Genomic DNA, 17,747 nt, shown 5'->3' on the forward strand with positions numbered 1-17,747 from the left:
TTACTGGCCGCCAGAGCCGCTGAAAAGCACCGGCAGCTCAGAGTCGAGCATGACCGTCTGAGCGACGCTTCCGAAGACGGCCTTTCCGGCTGGCGTGCGGTTCCGCCCGGCGACGGAGATGAGGTCGGCGTCGACTTCTTTGGCGAACTCCACGATTTCGACGCCCGGCTCGCCGCTCGATTCCGCGAGTTCGATGTCGATACCGGCGTCCTCAAGCGTGTCACGGGCTTTCCGGGCCGGGCCGAACCGGCCGATTGTCGCCCCCTCGATATTCTCGGTGAAGACGTGCAGGACGGTCGCACGGATGGCGTCGCTGTCCCAATCGAGGCTGGCGACGCGTTCGGCCTGTCGCTCTGCGCGTTCATTGTCGTCGTCGACTGCGAGCAGCACGTGAGTCATACGCTGCGGGCTACGCAGGGTGGACAATTATAGCCTGCCCCGTCACTCGACCAGTTCGATGGCGCGCTTGCTGAGGTCGATGACGTTGTCAGGGAAGCGGTCGGCCTCGGCCTCCAGTTCCGCGGGTGTGTACCACTCCCAGGCCGACGCGTCGGCTTCGTGCCGGCCGATTGGCTCGACCGTCCGACTGTCCACCTCCCCGACATAGACGAAATCGATGTGCTGTGGGCGACTTCGTCATCGACGCGGTCGATGTCTTCCAGGAGAAACGCGGTCGGTCGGGGCAGCGTTTCGACTTGGTCGGTGTCGTACGGCCCGGTTTCGGTGACGAGCGCGGTTTCAGACCCGTCTCTTCGTAGCTCTCGCGCACGGCCGCCTCGTGGGGCAGTTCATCACGGTCGACGTGGCCGGCGGGCGGCAGCCACATATCGAGTTGCCCGTGCTCGCAGAAGCGTCGCGCCGTCGTCGACGTAGCAGGTGGCGACGAAAAAGCGGGTTACGTCTGGAGGCTCTCTTCGGCTTCGAGCAGTTCGTGATACCGATTGCGGATGGTGACTTCGGAGATGTCGGCCACTTCGCTGACCGCCTCCTGAGTCACCTTCTCGTTAGTGAGCAGCGACGCCGCGTAGACGGCGGCCGCTGCGAGGCCGACGGGTGATTTACCCGAGTGGATGCCGGCCTCCTGTGCGCTGTCGAGCAGCTGTCGCGCGCGGCGTTCCGCCTCGTCGCTCATCTCGAGTTCGCTGGCGAACCGCGGGACGTAGCTCTTCGGGTCGGCCGGCTGGATCTCCAGGCCGAGCTCTCGGACGACGTAGCGATACGTGCGTGCAATTTCGCTTTTCTCGACGCGAGAGACGCGGGCGACCTCATCGAGGCTGCGGGGTGTGCCGGCCTGACGGGCAGCCGCGTACAGCGACGCTGTCGCAACGCCCTCGATGGAGCGACCGGGCAGGAGGTCGTCGCTGAGTGCGCGGCGGTAGATGACCGACGCGGTCTCACGGACGTTCTCGGGGAGGCCAATGGCGCTCGCCATGCGGTCGATTTCACCGAGCGCCTGCTTGAGGTTCCGTTCCTTGGAGTCGCGGGTGCGGAACCGCTCGTTCCACGTCCGCAGCCGCTGCATCTTCTTGCGCTGGCTGCTGGACAGGGAGTTGCCGTAGGCGTCTTTGTCCTGCCAACCGATGTTGGTGGAGAGGCCCTCGTCGTGCATCATCTTCGTCGTCGGCGCACCGACGCGGGATTTCTCGTCCTTCTCGGCGCTGTCGAAGGCGCGCCACTCCGGGCCACGGTCGATCGAGTCTTCCTCGACGACGAGGCCGCACTCGCTGCAGACGGTTTCGCCGCGTTCGGGGTCAGCTTCGAGGCGGCCGCCACACTCCGGGCAGACAAGCTCCTCGTCGCCGGATTTCTCCCCTTCCGACTCGTCTTCACGCTGGTTTCGTCTGACGGTGGTGTCAGTCATTTTGGATGGGACTCAGCGGGAGCTGAGAGAACGCTTTCGCGCAATATGTTGTCCTGCCAGCGACTTAAATATTCGGGCCAAACCGGAAGACACAGGCTGTTTTGCTGGAAATCAGGGAGTGGGGCGTGCAAGCCGGCCGGCATTCGGTGACTGAGGCCCGCCATTCGAAACCCTTAGTGAGCGCCCCATCCGAACCACGCGTATGACTGTCGACGACGAGGAGGTTCGCCACATCGCGTCGCTCGCTCGGGTCGACCTCGACGAGGAAGAAACCGAACTGTTCGCAGAGCAGTTCGCCGACATCCTCGATCACTTCGAGGCGCTCGAGGAGGTACCCGAGGTCGAACGCGAGGCCGAACTCGCGAACGTGATGCGGCCCGACGAGGTGCACGACGGACTCTCACAGGAGGAGGCGCTGCAGAACGCCCCCGAAACCGAGGACGGCTTCTTCAAGGGGCCGAAGGTCTCATGAGCTACAACGCGTTCATCACCGAGGAAACCATCGAGGCCACCGCCTCCGGCCCGCTCGACGGCGCCACCGTCGCCGTCAAGGACAACATCTCTACCGAGGGCGTCCGAACCACCTGCGGATCGACGATGCTCGAAGAGTACGTCCCGCCGTACGACGCGACCGTCGTCCAGCGGCTGAAGGACGCCGGTGCCACCATCGTCGGCAAGACCAACATGGACGAGTTCGGGATGGGGACGACCACCGAAACCTCGGCGTTCGGCGCGACCGAGAATCCCGCCGCTGAAGGCCGCGTTCCCGGCGGTTCCTCAGGGGGCTCCGCGGCTGCCGTCGCCGCCGGCGAGGCCGACCTCGCACTCGGCTCGGACACCGGCGGCTCGGTTCGCTGTCCGGCCGCCTTCTGCGGTGTCGTCGGCATCAAGCCAACCTATGGGCTCGTCTCCCGATACGGCCTCGTCGCCTACGCGAACTCCTTAGAGCAGATCGGCCCGCTCGCGCCCACCGTCGAGGAGGCTGCCGAACTGCTCGATGTCATCGCCGGCCCCGATCCGAACGATGCGACCACGCGGGAACCGGACGAAGACGTCGAGTACGCCGCCGCCGCCAACGGTGACGTCGAGGGGCTCACCATCGGCGTCCCGACCGAACTGCTCGAAGGCGCCGACGAGGGCGTCAGAGCGGTGTTCGAGGCCGCACTCGATGACCTCCGGGACGCTGGCGCGACGACCGAAGATGTCTCGCTGCCGTCCGTCGAAACGGCCGTCCAGGCGTACTACGTCATCGCGATGTCGGAGGCGTCCTCGAACCTCGCTCGCTTCGACGGCGTTCGCTACGGCAAATCCGGCGGTTACGAGGGCAACTGGAACGAATCCTTCGCCGCCGCCCGTGAGGAGGGCTTCGGCGAGGAGGTCAAACGGCGAATCCTCCTCGGCACCTACGCCCTGTCAGCTGGCTACCACGACAAGTACTACAAGCAGGCCCAAGACGCCCGCGCGTGGGTCAAACAGGACTTCGACGCCGCCTTCGAGGACGTCGACGTGCTTGCCTCGCCGACGATGCCCGTGCCGCCGTTCGAACTCGGCGAGAGCCTCGACGACCCCCTCCAGATGTACCTCGCCGACGCGAACACCGTCCCGGTCAATCTCGCGAACCTCCCAGCCATCTCCGTGCCGGCCGGCGAAACCGATGAGGGGCCGGTCGGCCTCCAGCTCGTCGGGCCGGCGTTCGGAGAGGCGACCATCATCCGCGCCGGGTCGGCGCTCGCCTGACGCGGATGGAAGCCGCGCGTCAGATTCCTGTCCATCAAGAAACAGAAAAACACCCGTGTATACCTCGCGCTAATTCTATCCGAAAAACCGGGGAACGGTGGTTTATGGGGGACGTAACATGCAAAACCACCTGGTCGATGCGATCGATGCGAAACTGGACGGGGTCGTCGGGAACCTCGACGACGAATCATCCTGTCGGGAGATTCGAGAGGCCCGTCAGTTCGTCGCTGGCTTGCGCGACGAACTCGACGAGCGCGACTGAACGCCTCTGCCGTTACGTATGCGCGTCCAGCAGGTCGTAGCTGCGCTCCCACTCGTACTCGTCGTCGTGGTACTGCTCTGCGAGCGGTTCCGCAGGCATCTCACCAACTGAACGCTTCTCTGAGCCGTAGGAGGGCCGGTCTTCGTCGTGGTAGAACCGCCCGGTCAACACTTCGCCCTCGTACAGCGCCGTCTCGGTTTCGTACATCATCTCGGCGGCCTCCTGGCGATTCCCGGTGTCGAAGTCGTACTCGTCGTTCTGCTGGACGTCGACGTACGGGACATACTGTTTTGCGTCCTTGTTCCAGGTGGGACACTGCGTGAGGAAATCGATGTGGGCAAAGCCGTCGTGCTCGATGGCCTCGACGATAATCTCTTGGGCCTGGTTCGGATTGACGGCCGCGGTGCGGGCGACGTAGGACGCGCCCGAAGTGAGCGCAAGCGACAGCGGTCGAATCGGGGATTTGGCGGAGCCGTGCGGCTGGGTTTTGGATTTGTGGCCCTTCGGACTCGTCGGTGAGGTCTGGCCCTTCGTCAGCCCGAAGATCTCGTTGTTGAACACGATATACGTCATATCGTGGTTCTCCCGGGCGGTGTGCATGAAGTGGTTTCCGCCGATGCCGTAGCCGTCGCCGTCGCCGCCCGCCGCGACCACTTCGAGGTCAGGATTTGCCAGTTTCGCGGCGCGGGCGATGGGAAGCGACCGACCGTGGATGGTGTGGAAGCCGTAGCTCTCGAAGTAGCTGTTCAGCTTCCCGGAACAGCCGATACCCGTCGTGAGCAGAATCTCGTCAGGGTTCTTGCCCAGGTCGGCCATCGCGCCTTTCAGCGCCTTGAGGACGCCGAAGTCGCCACAGCCGGGACACCACGTCGCTTGCGGTTCGATGCCGGGGGTGAACTCGTCTCGCTCTACCTCTCTGTCCGTGCCGATTGCGTTGAAGGCGCTCATGATTAATCACCTGCCGCAGGGACGAACCGCGTGGTTGCAGCGGGCTCTGCCCCGTCGACAATTGTTTCGAACCCTTCGACCACTTCGTGCGGTTCGAAGGGGTTGCCGTTGTACTTGAGCAGACTGTTCAGCTTCGGGCCGAACCGGCCGAGCTCGCGCTGGATGAGCCCCCGGAACTGCCCGGAGGCGTTCATCTCCACGACGAGAGCCTGCTCGACGGATTCGAGGAACTCGGTTACCTCGCTTTCGGGGAACGGCATCATATCGGAGACGCCGAGCGCCTGCACGCTGTGGCCGGCGTCGTTGAGGCGGTCGACGGCTTCCTCAACGGTGCCCTGGTGGCTGCCGAAGGTGATGATGCCGTAGTCGGCATCGTCCGGGCCGTGGTAGGTTTGATGGCTCGATTCCTCACCATCGAGTTCCTCGCGGATGGCGTCGAGTTTGCCCAGCCGGCGCTCCATCTGTGCGACCCGGTTGTGCGGGTCTTCACTGATGTGGCCCTGGGGAGTGTGCTCGTTCCCGGTCGCGAGGAAACGGCCGCCCTCCTGGCCGGGCAGCGACCGCGGCGAGACACCCTTCTCGTTGTCGGGGTCGTGCTGGAAGCGGTTGAACTTCCCTGAGGCGTGGTGGGCAGCCTCGGCGATTTCCTCTTCGCTGAGCGTCGCCCCGAGTTCTGGGTTCGGTTCGCGGTCGAAAAAGGACTCATCAACGTTTCTGAGCTCGCCGCCGAGTTTCTGGTCGTAGAGCACGATGGCGGGCAAGTGATACTCGTAGGCGATGCGGAACGCCGCGCGGGTCTGCTCGTACGCTTCGGCGACGTTGCCGGGCGCGAAGACGACCCGAGACGAGTCGCCCTGGCTCGTGTAGAGGACGTGCTCGAGGTCTGCCTGCTCGGGTTTCGTCGGCATACCCGTGGAGGGGCCGGCTCGCATCGCTTCGACGAGGACGACCGGCGTTTCGGTCATCTCCGCGAGCCCGAGCGGTTCGGACATCAGCGCGAATCCGCCGCCCGACGAGCCGGACATGGCTTTCACACCGGCGTGAGAAGCGCCGAGTGCGAGGGCGGCTGCGGCGATCTCGTCTTCGACCTGTTCGGAGATACCACCGATTTCGGGGAGATGTTGCGTCAAGAGCGTGAACACCTCCGTCCACGGGGTCATTGGGTAGCCAGCGATGAACCGACAGCCCTCGTCCAAGGCCCCGTAGGCGATGGCGTTGCTTCCCGACAGGAGCACCTGCTGTTCGTCGTGCTCGCCCGTCGGCATCCGGAGGTCGTGGGTGAAATCGATGTCTTCGACTTCCTCGTACACCATCTGGAGGATATCGAGGTTCGCCTGGAGGACGTCCCCACTCATCCGGTCTTTCATCAGCCCCTCGATGTGCTCCATGTCATAGTCAAGGAGGGCCGCAGTCGCGCCAACACCGGCGGTGTTGCGCATCACTTCACGGCCGTGCTCGCGGGCGATACCGCGCAAGTCCATCGGATACACATGCCAGTCGTTCGCCTCGACGCGCTCCTCGAAATCCGGTACTTCCTCGACGTCGACGAGGCCCTCGTCGTAGACGATGACGCCGCCCTCTCGGAGTTCGTCGAGGTTCTCGGCCAGCGGTTTGATTTCCTCGTTGCCGTAGTAGGCGTCCTCCTGTGGGTTGCGGGCGAACGAATCCCCGAGCGCGAGCAGGAGATTGTAGCCGTCGCCGCGGGATTTGACGGGCTCGGAGGCGGCCCGTACCTCGACGTACGTGTGGCCCCCGCGGATGCGGGAGGGGTAATGTCTGTGGGTGAATACGTGCAGCCCAGACCGCATCAGCGCCTTCGCGAAGTTCTGGCTCGTCGAGTCGATTCCGTCCCCGGAACCACCCGCGATTCGCCAGACGAGTTCTTCTGTCATGGATATCACTGCGCCCTTCCGGGCGCCTTGTGCGAACTTCGACCGCCGGTGACTAAAGCGTTTGCTACACATTACCATGGATTAATAATGATATAGGTGTTTAAACACCGCTGCCGCCGCGCGGTTCTGGCGGCTGTCGGACGCACTCGGCACCGGGCACAACCTTATTACGCGGAATGTCATGGTAGAGCCTAGAGCGAATGTCTCTCACCGAACTCATCGCGGGGGTCGAAGACCACGAGAAGACGCTCACGGTCTTCAACGCGGACGACACAGCCGTCGAGACCCTCCGCGACCAGTTCTCCGACCGGAACCTCTCGGTCGTCGCAGAGCGGACGCCGAGCGGCAAGCCCGACGCGTTCGCTGTCTTGTCGAAGGACGGCCAGTTCGTCACAGCGGCCGACGTCGCCGGGATTCTCGAGCCGACCGGCGACACCGAGCCGGGCTTCGAGGATGGCGTATATCGCCCCATTCTCGACCATCTCGACGAGACGATGTTCACCTCCTACGACATCGACCAGATGGTCGCCGCCTCACGCGAGATCGAAGACCGCGCCTGGCGCGTCGGGAAGGGGTCGCTACACTCCGGCTTCCAACAGCTCTCGATTCTGGCCGACCAGATGGAAATCTACGCCCGATTGGCCCAGAAAGGCGACCTCGACGTCCACGCCTACGCCGCCCCCGATGCTGACGTCCCGAAACACGACACCGACCTCACCATCCATGTCGAGCGCAGCGACGAAATCGAGCGGTCGTGGTTCGTCGTCTACGACGGCGCGGGCATCGACGTCAACAAGTGCGCACTGCTGGCGGAGGAGCGCGAACCGCGCGCCTTTTATGGCTTCTGGACGTACGACCCGGATACAGTCGATTGGATAATCGAGCATCTCGAATCGACGTACGGACTGCTGGAATCGCAGTAGTCAGCGCTATTCGTATTAAGTACCGGCATAGCAGGGATACAACACTGTTTTTAAATACGAAGCAGCCGTCGATAGAGTATGGTTCGTTCCTCCGTTTCGGATTTTGTGACAGTCATGCTTGCAGTTCTTCTCGTCGGCACGCTCGTCGCAGCGGTTGCGACGCCGGCCGCGGCTAACGTCAGCGGAGAGCCAGAGCTCACGCTGACGACGGCCGACAACCGCGTTTCCGCCGGCGAAACGACGACGCTGGCCGTCAACGTGGTCAATCGAGGCGAGATCGACCGCGGCAGCGACCGCGGAAACGTCCAGGCCGAACAGCGCGTGGCGACTGCCCGCGGTGTGACGCTCCAAGCGCGCAGTACCGGCCCCATTACGGTGCGAACGCGGACGGCCGCCATCGGAAGCGTCCCCGACGGCGCGGCGATACCGGCTAGGTTCGATATCACGGTTGCCGACGACGCCGAGCCCGGCACCTACCGGGTGCCGGTCGACGTCGAATACAAATACACCCCGTTCATCGGTGAGCGCGGTGGCTTCTCGCAGCGAAACGAGGAGGTCGAGAAGCGACGATACGTCCGCGTCGTCGTCGACGAGGAGGCCCGCTTCGAGGTCACGAGCGTCGAGGCGCAGGCCCCCGGCGACAGCGGTACGTTCACGCTCGCTCTGGAGAACACGGGCACCGCGACGGCGAACGACGCTGTCGTGAGCCTCTCGTCGCTCTCCAGCGACCTTCGATTCGGGGACGGACAGGCAAGCCAGGTGTACGTCGAGGAGTGGCAGCCGGGCGAACGGCGAACGCTACAGTTCCGCGGCAGCGTCGCGGACGACGCCCCACTCAGTGAGCTGCCCGCATCGCTATCCGTCGAGTACGAGGACAACAACAGCGTCTCCTTCGCCAGTACGTCGACGTTCGGTATCACGCCCGACGATGACCAGTCGTTCCGTGTCGAGAACGTCGATTCGACGCTCCGAGTCGCACAGGACGGTACGCTCACCGGCACGGTCGTCAACGAGGGGCCCCGCGCCGCCGATAACGTCGTCGTGACGCTTTCACCGCCGAGCCAGAACGTCAACGTTCTCGAACCCGAAGTGGCTCTCGGAACGCTTGACCCCGGTGAAGCCGCCACTGTCAATTTTGACGTGGAGGTGTCAAGCGCGGCCCGCGCCGGCCCGCGGCAGTTCACCCTCCAGACCCAATACGAGAACGCTGACGGAGACACGAAAATGGCCGATGTGATTCGATTCCGCCAGGCAGTCGACGCACGGCGCGACGTGTTCAGCGTCGAGACGCGTGAATCGAATGTCACCGCCGGCGGCGACGCACGCGTCGTCCTCGCGGTGACGAACAACAGGGACGAACCAGTGACGGACGTGTCGGCGAAGATGTTCACCTCTCAGCCGCTGTCGGTGGACGATGATGAGGCGTTCATCGATGACCTCGAACCGGGCGAGACAGTGACGGTTCCGTTCCGGGTCTCTGCGGACGGCGGCGCGATGCAGAAGGATTACCCGGTCTCTGTGGACTTCCAGTACGTTGACGAGTCGGGTGAGACGCGATTGACGGACAGTTACCGCCTGCCAGTCACCGTCGAGGAATCGTCCGGCGGCCTGTTCGGTGGGCTGTTCGGCAGCCTGTTCGGGTCGGTCACGCCCGGTGGAGCGGTGCTGGCGTCGGCACTCGTGGTCGTGCCGCTTTCATCCATCGGGTTCGGGTTCCGGCGCCGATAGATGGCTGTCGACTATCAGCCGTACGTCGACGTTGTCAACGACCTCATCACCGAGCGGCCCGGCACGGTCGTCCTCGCCTTTCTCCTGGTGACGGGGCTGTTCGCGATCGGCCTCGGCGGCGTCTCGACGTCGGCCGGCACCGGGCAGTTCGCCCAGGACATTCCCGAAGAGCAGGCCTTCCAGGAGGTCAACCAGAAGTTCTCGCCGACGTTCGACGGCTCGACCGGCAGCACACAGCTCATCCAGCGTAGCGAGAACGTGCTCTCTCGAACCGAACTGCTCCGGATGTTACGGGCCCAGGAGCGACTCACCGACCGCTCTGGGCTTCGGGTATCGAGTACCAGCAGCGCCGCGAGCATCGTCGCCCAACAACTCGACCCCAAGGCGACGACGCCGGAAGCCCAGCGCCGGGCGGTCGAAGGCGCGACCGAAACGGAGATAAAAGAGGCTGTCCGCCGTGCTGACGAGCGGAATCCACGCTTTTCGGGGCTGCTCTCGAAGGATTACAATCGGCGGTCGGCGAGCGCCTCGGCGACCATCGGCGTCGTCACGCACGACCTGTCCGTCGAAACGGGCAGTGGGGCCGGACAGGGTGGCTCAAGCCCGCTAACGCCGATTCAACAGGAAGCCACCAACGTCGTCAATTCGGTCGGCGGCGACATCCGAGTGTTCGGTGCCGGCATCATCGCAGAGGAGTTCGGCGCTGTTATCGGCGACACTCTCGCCATCGTCGTCCCGGCCGCTGTGGTGTTCATCACGTTCTTCTTGCTCGTGGCCTACCGCGATCTCGCAGACCTCGCTTTGGGCGTCGTTTCCCTGTTAATGGGACTGATATGGACGTTCGGCTTCATGGGGCTGGCCGGCATCCCGTTCAGCCAGATACTGATCACGGTGCCACCGCTTTTGCTCGCGGTCGGCATCGATTTCGGCATCCACGCGGTCAATAGATATCGCGAGGAGCGCGTCCAAGGTATCGGTATCGACGACGCGATGCGGACGGCGACCGACCAGGTCATCGTCGCCTTCTTCATCGTCACGGGGACGACCGTCATCGGCTTCGCGGCGAACCTGACGAGCCAGCTCGTCCCCATCCGGGAGTTCGGCACCGTCGCCGCCATCGGCATCGTGTTCACGTTCCTGATTTTCGGCATATTCTTGCCGGCAGCGAAGGTAAAACTCGACCACGCTCGCGAAGCGTATCCGATACCCACAATCTCCGAAACCCCGTTCGGCGGTGGCGAGTCTCGGCTCAGCGCGGTACAGGGGCTCGGCGTCGGCGTGGCCCGTGTGGCGCCGGCGGTGTTCATCGGTGCGCTCTTGCTCACAAGCGGCGTCACGGCCGTGTACGCGACGGGCGTATCCACGACGTTCGACAACGAGGACTTCCTGCCGCCAGAGGAAGTGCCAGAGTATTACGACTACGCGCCCGAACAGATCCAGCCACGCGACTACAGCGTCACGACGACGCTCAACTTCCTCCAACGGAACTTCGAGTCAGGCCAGGGCGACACGACGACGGTGTACATCGAAGGGCAACTACGTGAGGACAGCGCCTTGGAAAGCATCCACCGGGCCGGCGACGACCCACCGGAGACGTTCGTCCGGTCGGACGGGAGAGCCGACGAGACGAGCATCGTGACAGTCATTCAAGACCACGCCGAGCGCGACCCCGAGTTCCGACGCCTCGTCGAGCGTAACGATGTCTCTGATAACGGCATCCCCGACCGAAACCTCGGAGCCATCTACGAGTACCTGCTCGATTCGCCGGCACGAGGGCAAGCGCTTCAGTACATCACCGAAGACCTCCGGTCGACGCGGGTCGTCTATGCCGTCGAGTCGGACGCTGCACAGAGCGATGTGACCGACGACACTCGTGCGGTTGCCGACCGATATCGATACGATGCCACAGCAACAGGCAACACGGTCGTGTTCCAGGCCATCTCCAACCTCATCCTCGGATCGGCGCTCGTGAGCCTCGTCGTCGCGCTGTCCGGGACGGCGGTCTTCCTCGTGTTCATGTACTGGCTCCTGATTGGACGCGCATCGCTTGGGATCGCGAACATCGTCCCTGTCGCCATCACCGTGACCGCGATCGCGGGGTCGATGCGGGCGTTCGGCCTCTCCTTTAACGCCTTCAGCGCGACGATCCTCGCCATCACCATCGGCCTCGGCATCGACTACTCCGTCCACATCACCCACCGGTTCGCCGACGAGTACGAAGAGCTCGGCCGGGACGTGTACGAATCGCTGGAACGGACGGTGCAGGGTACCGGCGGCGCGCTGACCGTCAGTATGCTCACCACCGTCTTCGGCATCGGCGTGTTGATGCTGTCTCTGTTCCCCGCTATCGGACAGTTCGGCTTGCTGACTGCACTGAGCGTCTTCTACTCGTATCTCGCATCGCTGTACGTCCTTCCGTCGGTGCTCGTTATCTGGTCGTGGGTTGCTGGCTAGAGCCCGTCTCGGAGCTGCTCGAACTGTTCGAGGTCGTGCCCGTAGATGACCCGCGCATCGTACCGCTTCTGGAGGTCTTTCAGGAACGCGACACTCTCCTCGTTCGCACGGGAGTCGTACAGCAGGCTCGCCCCCATCGACCGCTCCGCCTCGTAGTTCGGCTCTAAGAAGGCCACGTCGCCCGCAACGAGGACGCTCTCGTCGTGTTCGCGCTCGATAAGCGCGCCGAGAAGTCCCGGCGTGTGGCCGGGGAGATGGAGCAGTTCGACGCCGTCAGCGAGATGATAGCGGTTCTGGTCGATGACCTGCCAGTTCAGGTCGTGGTCGAAATCGCTCGCGAGATAGGCGTCGCCGCCGGCCGGCGACTTCGCCGATAGATAGGCGTGTTCCAGTTCCCGGCGGTGGGCGTAGACGGGGACATCCGTACCGTCGAAGTGATACAGCCCACCGGCGTGGTCGAGATGGAGGTGTGACTGGACGACACAATCGATATCGTCGACCGAGTAGCCAACCTCGTCGAGCGCCGTTTCGAGGTCGTGCTCGCCGGCATCGGGATGGGCAAAGGCCTCGAACAGCGGTGCGGGCCAGTAACCCTCCGCCGCCTCGGGATGGGAGCCGGTATCCCAGAGAATCGTCGCCTCGGGATGGTCGATGACGAGGTTCCAGACAGCGAACTCGGCGTATTCGAGCTCCGGGCTTCGGTCGCTGTGGACGGCCGCGACTTCGCCGTCGAGCGCGAAGTTCAGGTCGGCGTGGATGCGGCCACGGTCGAGGACGTGGAGTTCCATGGGCCGTGATAGGTCGGCAGGCCCATAATTCGTCGCCCGATTATCACTCGCCCTGGCCGTAAATGAGGCTCCGCTGAATCTCGTTTGCTCCCTCGTAGATGACCGGGATGCGGACATCGCGGTACACACGGGAGATGCGGTTCTCGGTGAGGACGGAACGACCGCCTGGAGTTGCATGCCGCGTTCGGTTCGATGTGTTCCTCGGCGAACGCCCGCGCTTCGACCTTGACCTCGTGGGCGTGGTCGGGAACCGGGGATCGTGTCTAGAAGCTCCATTCCAACGTGAGGGTACGTTTCTCACCGGGAGTTGCCTCACACAGCAGCAAAACGGTCGGTCGGGCCACGATCCGCGGGTCGAACCGAGGCGACCGAATTCAGTCGTCGTCGGGAGCCGCCTCTTCCGGCACGGTGCCCTCGACGAGCGATTCGTCGGTGTACTGCTCTCGGATGTCCTTCTTCGAGAACTTCCCGGTCGCGGTTTTCGGAACCTCCTCGATGTACTCGACTGCATCCGGCAGCCACCACTTGGGGTAGTCCTCACGCAGGAGATCCATGATCTCCTCATCGAGCGTGTCGCGGTCGGCGTTCTCGCCGGGCACGACGAAGGCGACGGGCCGCTCCTGCCATTTCTCGTGGGGGACGCCAACGACGGCCGCCTCCGCGACGTCGTCGTGGGCCATGATGGCGTTCTCCAGTTCGACGGAGGAAATCCATTCGCCGCCCGACTTGATGACATCTTTCGCTCGGTCGACGATCTTGATGTAGCCCTCCTCGTCGACGGTGACGACGTCGCCGGTCTTCAGCCACCTTCCGGATGACGGTTCGTCTTCCGACTCCCCGCTTGCTCCGCTCGCGGAGACGTCTTCGAAGTCTTCCTCGTTCGCTTCGGGCCGTTTGAAGTACTCCTTCGTAACCCACGGGCCGCGAACCCACAGTTCGCCGAACTCCTCGCCGTCCCACTCGATCTCGTTGCCGTCCTCGTCGATGACCCTCATCTCGAGGCCGGGCGCGAGAAGCCCCTGCTTCGAGCGGTGTTCGAGTTGGGTCTCGTAATCCGCGTCCTCGAGGTTGTATTTGAGCTGGGAGACGGAGCCGATGGGCGACATCTCGGTCATACCCCACGCGTGGAGCAGTTCGACATCGCGGTCGTCGAACCAGCGGATCATGGATTCGGGGGCCGCAGAGCCGCCGACGATGACCGTATCGAGCTCCGAGAGGTCGAGGTCGTTCTCCTCGGCGTACTCCATTAGCCCGAGCCAGACGGTCGGGACGCCGGCCGTGATGGTGACGCCCTCCTCCTGAATGAGGTGGGCGATATCTTCGGGCTCCGGGGAGGGGCCGGGGTAGACGTGTTTCGAGCCCGCAGCCGTCGCGGTGAACGGCATCCCCCACGCGTTGACGTGGAACATCGGCACGACGGGCATGATGACATCGTCGTCGTCCATCGGGATGCCCTGCGGCGTCAGCGACGCCATCGTGTGGCCCCACAGCATCTGGTGGGTGTACTCGACGCCTTTCGGGTTCCCGGTCGTCCCCGAGGTGTAACACATGCCGGCCGGCTGCTCCTCGTCGAGGACGGGCCAGTCGTACTCGGTCGGCTGGCCGTCGACAAACTCCTCGTACGGCGTCGCATCGAGGTGTTCCGTCTCGGTGCCGGACATCACAACGAAATCAACGCCCTCGAACTCGGGGGCATCGCCCGCGGCCTGTGCGAGTTTCGGCGCCAGCGACTCGTCAACGAAGATGAGTTCGTCGTCAGCGTTGTCGACGATGTACTGGATGTGCTCGTCGGGGAGAAGCGGATTGATAGTGTGGAGCTGTGCACCGATGGTCGGCACCGCGAAGTAGGTCTCGAAGTGCCGATGATGGTTCCAGCAGAACGTCGCGACGCGGTCGCCCTCTTCGATGCCGTACTCGTCGAGGGCGTTCGCGAGCTGGGCCGTGCGGTCGTCATACTCACTGTACGTGTATCGCTCTATGCCCTCGTGGGTACGGGAGACGATTTCCCGGTCGGGGTAGAGGTTTGCTGCGCGCCACAGGAACGGACGAAGGGTCTGGTCTGTGCCACCTGGCATCAAAGAGACGTACGAATGGTCGTGACTTGGTTCTTGTCACGGTAAGCCGTATCACTACTGACAGAAACAGCGGCGTTGTTTACCGAATACGGCGGCTGACTGCCACCCCTTCACCGAGCGGCAAGAGCGTCGTCTCGAAGTCGTCGACCTCGCGGACGTGGTCGAGGTAATCGGCGACGCCGCGGGCCATCTCGTTGTCGGTATCACCGCCCTCGACGACGAGGTGATGAATCTCCTTGAAATCGAAGGGGCCAGCAGTCATATTGTCGGCGAGAACAACGCCGCCAACGGGGACTTTCTCTCGAACCGCCTCGAAAGCCTCCACGTAGCGAGTCTTTTCGTTGTCGATTAGAACAACGTCGAAGGGGCCCTCATACGTGTCGATGATATCGATAGCGTCGCCGTGTTCGAACATTGCGAGGTCGTCGAAGCCGCCGCGAGCGAGATACTCGCGGGCGTCGTCGAGTTCGTCCGCGTCGATCTCCGTGAGGACGATTTCGCCGTGGTCGGGGAGCGCGCGGGCGAACCAATAGGCCGAGTAGCCGAACCCCGAGCCGAACTCGAAGATTCGCTCTGCGTCGACGAGGCCCGCGAGCTGCTGGAGCCAGCCGCCGACCGCCGGGCCGACGGTCGGGAAGCCGGTTTCCTCGGTGCGGTCGTCCATCTCCGCGAGTACCTCGTCGGGGTCGGGGGCGACAGTCGCCGCGAACGTCTCGAGGGAGTCGGAAACGGTCATGCTCGTGAGTCAACCGTGAGCGGCAAAAGCATGCAGGAACGCTCGCGGGACGGTGCTCGGGGGTGGAACGTATCTCGCGGGCTACGTCGAGGCGCCAGCCAACTCGGCCAAGGCGCCGGCGAGGACGATGCCGGTCGCCTTCCACACCGTCAGCGCCTCGTCCAGGAAGACGACACCGACGACCGAACTGGCGACCAGAAAGAGCCCGAAGATGGGAACGACGACGCTGACGGGGGCGCCTGCCAGCGCCCGGTAATACGAGATGATGCCGACGGCGAGACAGAGACCGGCGGGTACATGTACGGCGCGTGCTCGTGAGTGAGCGCCGAGACGAGCGGCTTGTCAGTGACGGGAATGACGCCCAGCGCCGCGAGCGCGAGCAAGGCGTACCAGAGATACTGCATATCGGGGCGCGGAACGGCGTCGAAAAGTCCCGATCGGTTGCAAGCCGTGGACATATATTCGCGGAGTCGTAGGGAAGCAGTAGTGAGTATCGACGTTACGCCGAAGAAAATCGGGCTTCTCGTCGCCGGGCTTCTCGTCGTTGTCGCCACCGCGGGCGTGGGTGTCGCCCTCTCCTACGACGCCCCGGAGGTTCGCGAGACGACGAGTGCGTTCGACAACGTGAGCGAAGACGAGGCCGACGTCCAGACCCGAATCGTGCTGAACAATCCGAACACCCGCGCGTATCCGGGCCAGTTCGACCTCGGCGTCATCGTCACCCTCAACGGCATCGAAGTGGCCAACGGAGCGAAGCGCGGGGTTCGAATCGAACCCGGCCGGAACGAACTGCAGACGACCGCCAGGTTCGACAACACGAAGATACCGGCGTGGTGGGTCACCCACATCAACAACGGTGAGCAGACGGCGATGGAGACGAGGGCGCGTGTCCGTCCGTACGGCCTCCCGCTCGGGCCGACGATAACGGCACAGAACCGAACCATCACGACCGACCTGCTTGGCCCACTTGGTGATGAGGGGCGTTCGACAGTACGATTAGGCGACAGCGACGTGCTCGTCGTCGGCAATCAGCGCGCCCAGTGGCGCGAAGCGGACGAGGAGACGACGCCGCTGGAGTTCTCGAACGACCTGGAGAACGTCCACAACCGAACCGTCAGCCTCGACGGAACAGATTACGTGGTTCAGATGAACGGCGTCATCGTCGGACAGGGCGAAACGAACGATGGCATCACGCTCGAACCGGGCGAATCGTCGACGCTCACCGTCAACGCCGCCCTTGACACTCCGAAGATGCAGGAGTGGTGGGTCACGCATCTCCGAAATGGCGAGTCGACAGACCTCACCATCGAGGTGTTTGCAGTCATCGACGACGGCGAGGAACGAAAACGCCTCCCGCTGACCGTCTTCGAGCGACGCGCGACCTTCGAGACCGACCTACTCGGCACCGGTGAAACCTCGGTCACAGTCGTCGAAGGCGAGGCAACACCGGAGTTCACACAGCCGCGCGTCGAAGGGACGCAAAGCGAGTGGGGCGAGGTTCGGGACGAGGAAACGGAGGTTCGGACGACCATCGATATCGTGAACGACAACGACGAGGCGTTCACGAATCTCTTGACGCTCTCCATCGACCAGCGGACGACGCTCGCAGGCGTCACCGTGACCAACGGCTCCGAGCAGGTGTCCGACCTCCCGCAAGGCTCCGGCCAGGTCGAAGTCGTGAGCACGATGCCTCACGATACCGTCCCGGAGTGGTGGGCGGCCCACCTCCGCAACGGCGAGAATTCGACGAGTCGCACCGAGCTTTCCGGCGAAGCCGACATCGGCGTGACGACGCTGCCGCTGGAACTCCAGAACCGCGAATCGAGAATCGAGACGGCGCTCTTGGCCGACCTCAACGACGATTCCGCGCGTGATGTCCGGAGCGACGAGACGGGGCAGCGACTCCTCACGGTGCACTCGACGACCGCAGAATGGCGAAACGTCTCCGCCGAGGAGGCGACTATCCACGTCGAGGCTGACCTCGAAAACGAGAACCAGCTCGCATCTGTCACGATCAAAGAGCTCGACTACATCATCGACATCAACAACGTCACGCTCGCCGACGACCGGGCGCCGCAGTCACACACCCTCGACCCTGGTGAGCGGCGGACGGTGACGTTCACGCTCGTGTTGGACAACTCGAAGATGGCCGAGTGGTGGCCGACCCACATCCGCCGCGGCGAGTCCTCCGAACTCGACCGGCAGGTCACCGCCACCGTCGACACCGACGGCGACGAGGAGCGCGTCGACCTCGAATTCCTCTCCGACACCGTCGCTATCGAAACCGACCTGCTCGCCGAGTAACTGTCGTCGGGGACTCCGAAACGGTCAAACGCGAAGGCG

The 17,747-nt window shown here is 63.8% G+C and carries 16 protein-coding genes and 2 pseudogenes; 7 read left to right on the plus strand and 11 right to left on the minus strand.

The window, feature by feature from the left end; genetic code table 11:
* The 4 genes and pseudogenes from ACI8UR_RS01250 to ACI8UR_RS01265 all read right to left on the minus strand — a co-directional run bounded on the left by ACI8UR_RS01250 (position 1) and on the right by ACI8UR_RS01265 (position 1,861).
* Complete coding sequence (locus ACI8UR_RS01250; RefSeq protein ID WP_411714019.1) at positions 1-399, minus strand: universal stress protein; 399 nt, start codon at positions 397-399, stop codon at positions 1-3.
* Positions 400-441: 42 nt separating this feature from the next.
* Positions 442-594 (minus strand): hypothetical protein, encoded by a 153-nt coding sequence (locus ACI8UR_RS01255; protein ID WP_411714024.1) that lies wholly within the window; start codon positions 592-594, stop codon positions 442-444.
* A 187-nt stretch (positions 595-781) separates the two neighbouring features.
* Positions 782-826: pseudogene (locus ACI8UR_RS01260) on the minus strand (hypothetical protein); the annotation flags it as partial.
* A gap of 69 nt (positions 827-895) precedes the next feature.
* On the minus strand, positions 896-1,861 hold the full coding sequence (locus ACI8UR_RS01265; RefSeq protein ID WP_411714020.1) for a transcription initiation factor IIB: 966 nt from the start codon (positions 1,859-1,861) through the stop codon (positions 896-898).
* Positions 1,862-2,063: 202 nt separating this feature from the next.
* On the opposite strand from ACI8UR_RS01265, the gene gatC reads away from it, so the two are divergent.
* From gatC to ACI8UR_RS01280, 3 genes are all read left to right on the plus strand, one after another.
* The gene (gene gatC, locus ACI8UR_RS01270) at positions 2,064-2,333 is read left to right on the plus strand and encodes an Asp-tRNA(Asn)/Glu-tRNA(Gln) amidotransferase subunit GatC (protein ID WP_411714021.1); all 270 of its coding nucleotides are present in this window, start codon (positions 2,064-2,066) and stop codon (positions 2,331-2,333) included.
* Positions 2,330-3,598 carry an Asp-tRNA(Asn)/Glu-tRNA(Gln) amidotransferase subunit GatA gene (gatA, locus tag ACI8UR_RS01275; RefSeq protein WP_415087474.1) on the plus strand — a complete coding sequence of 423 codons (1,269 nt, stop codon included), beginning with the start codon at positions 2,330-2,332 and terminating at the stop codon, positions 3,596-3,598. The genes gatC and gatA overlap by 4 nt, the downstream gene beginning before the upstream one ends.
* Positions 3,599-3,716: 118 nt before the next feature.
* The gene (locus tag ACI8UR_RS01280; protein WP_411714200.1) at positions 3,717-3,860 is read left to right on the plus strand and encodes a hypothetical protein; all 144 of its coding nucleotides are present in this window, start codon (positions 3,717-3,719) and stop codon (positions 3,858-3,860) included.
* Between the two features lie 12 nt (positions 3,861-3,872).
* Here the strand turns inward: ACI8UR_RS01280 and ACI8UR_RS01285 are convergent, their stop codons facing one another.
* Positions 3,873-4,808: a thiamine pyrophosphate-dependent enzyme gene (locus ACI8UR_RS01285; RefSeq protein ID WP_411714201.1), complete on the minus strand. Its 936-nt coding sequence runs from the start codon at positions 4,806-4,808 to the stop codon at positions 3,873-3,875.
* A 2-nt stretch (positions 4,809-4,810) separates the two neighbouring features.
* Entirely contained in the window at positions 4,811-6,700 is a 1,890-nt protein-coding gene (locus tag ACI8UR_RS01290) for a 2-oxoacid:acceptor oxidoreductase subunit alpha (protein ID WP_411714202.1), read from the minus strand.
* Positions 6,701-6,900: 200 nt separating this feature from the next.
* On the opposite strand from ACI8UR_RS01290, the gene ACI8UR_RS01295 reads away from it, so the two are divergent.
* The 3 genes from ACI8UR_RS01295 to ACI8UR_RS01305 all read left to right on the plus strand — a co-directional run bounded on the left by ACI8UR_RS01295 (position 6,901) and on the right by ACI8UR_RS01305 (position 11,805).
* A complete protein-coding gene (locus ACI8UR_RS01295) occupies positions 6,901-7,623 on the plus strand; it encodes a DICT sensory domain-containing protein (RefSeq protein ID WP_411714203.1) in 723 nt (240 codons plus the stop codon).
* A 78-nt stretch (positions 7,624-7,701) separates the two neighbouring features.
* Positions 7,702-9,351 (plus strand): COG1361 S-layer family protein, encoded by a 1,650-nt coding sequence (locus ACI8UR_RS01300; RefSeq protein WP_411714204.1) that lies wholly within the window; start codon positions 7,702-7,704, stop codon positions 9,349-9,351.
* On the plus strand, positions 9,352-11,805 hold the full coding sequence (locus ACI8UR_RS01305) for an efflux RND transporter permease subunit (RefSeq protein ID WP_411714205.1): 2,454 nt from the start codon (positions 9,352-9,354) through the stop codon (positions 11,803-11,805).
* Here ACI8UR_RS01305 and ACI8UR_RS01310 read toward each other — a convergent pair.
* The 5 genes and pseudogenes from ACI8UR_RS01310 to ACI8UR_RS01330 form a co-directional block, all read right to left on the minus strand.
* On the minus strand, positions 11,802-12,593 hold the full coding sequence (locus tag ACI8UR_RS01310; protein ID WP_411714206.1) for an N-acyl homoserine lactonase family protein: 792 nt from the start codon (positions 12,591-12,593) through the stop codon (positions 11,802-11,804). The genes ACI8UR_RS01305 and ACI8UR_RS01310 overlap by 4 nt on opposite strands.
* Before the next feature lie 43 nt (positions 12,594-12,636).
* A pseudogene (locus ACI8UR_RS01315) lies at positions 12,637-12,779 on the minus strand (acyl-CoA dehydrogenase family protein); the annotation flags it as partial.
* Between the two features lie 188 nt (positions 12,780-12,967).
* A complete protein-coding gene (locus ACI8UR_RS01320) occupies positions 12,968-14,668 on the minus strand; it encodes a long-chain fatty acid--CoA ligase (protein WP_411714207.1) in 1,701 nt (566 codons plus the stop codon).
* A 79-nt stretch (positions 14,669-14,747) separates the two neighbouring features.
* Positions 14,748-15,404: an O-methyltransferase gene (locus tag ACI8UR_RS01325; protein WP_411714208.1), complete on the minus strand. Its 657-nt coding sequence runs from the start codon at positions 15,402-15,404 to the stop codon at positions 14,748-14,750.
* 81 nt (positions 15,405-15,485) lie between these two features.
* Positions 15,486-15,671: a hypothetical protein gene (locus tag ACI8UR_RS01330; RefSeq protein ID WP_411714227.1), complete on the minus strand. Its 186-nt coding sequence runs from the start codon at positions 15,669-15,671 to the stop codon at positions 15,486-15,488.
* A gap of 219 nt (positions 15,672-15,890) precedes the next feature.
* Between ACI8UR_RS01330 and ACI8UR_RS01335 the strand changes: the two genes are divergently transcribed.
* Entirely contained in the window at positions 15,891-17,708 is a 1,818-nt protein-coding gene (locus tag ACI8UR_RS01335; RefSeq protein WP_411714209.1) for an LEA type 2 family protein, read from the plus strand.
* Positions 17,709-17,747 lie beyond the last annotated feature (39 nt).

It is taken from the genome of Natronomonas sp., from assembly GCF_047616845.1.
Classification (GTDB): domain Archaea; phylum Halobacteriota; class Halobacteria; order Halobacteriales; family Haloarculaceae; genus Natronomonas.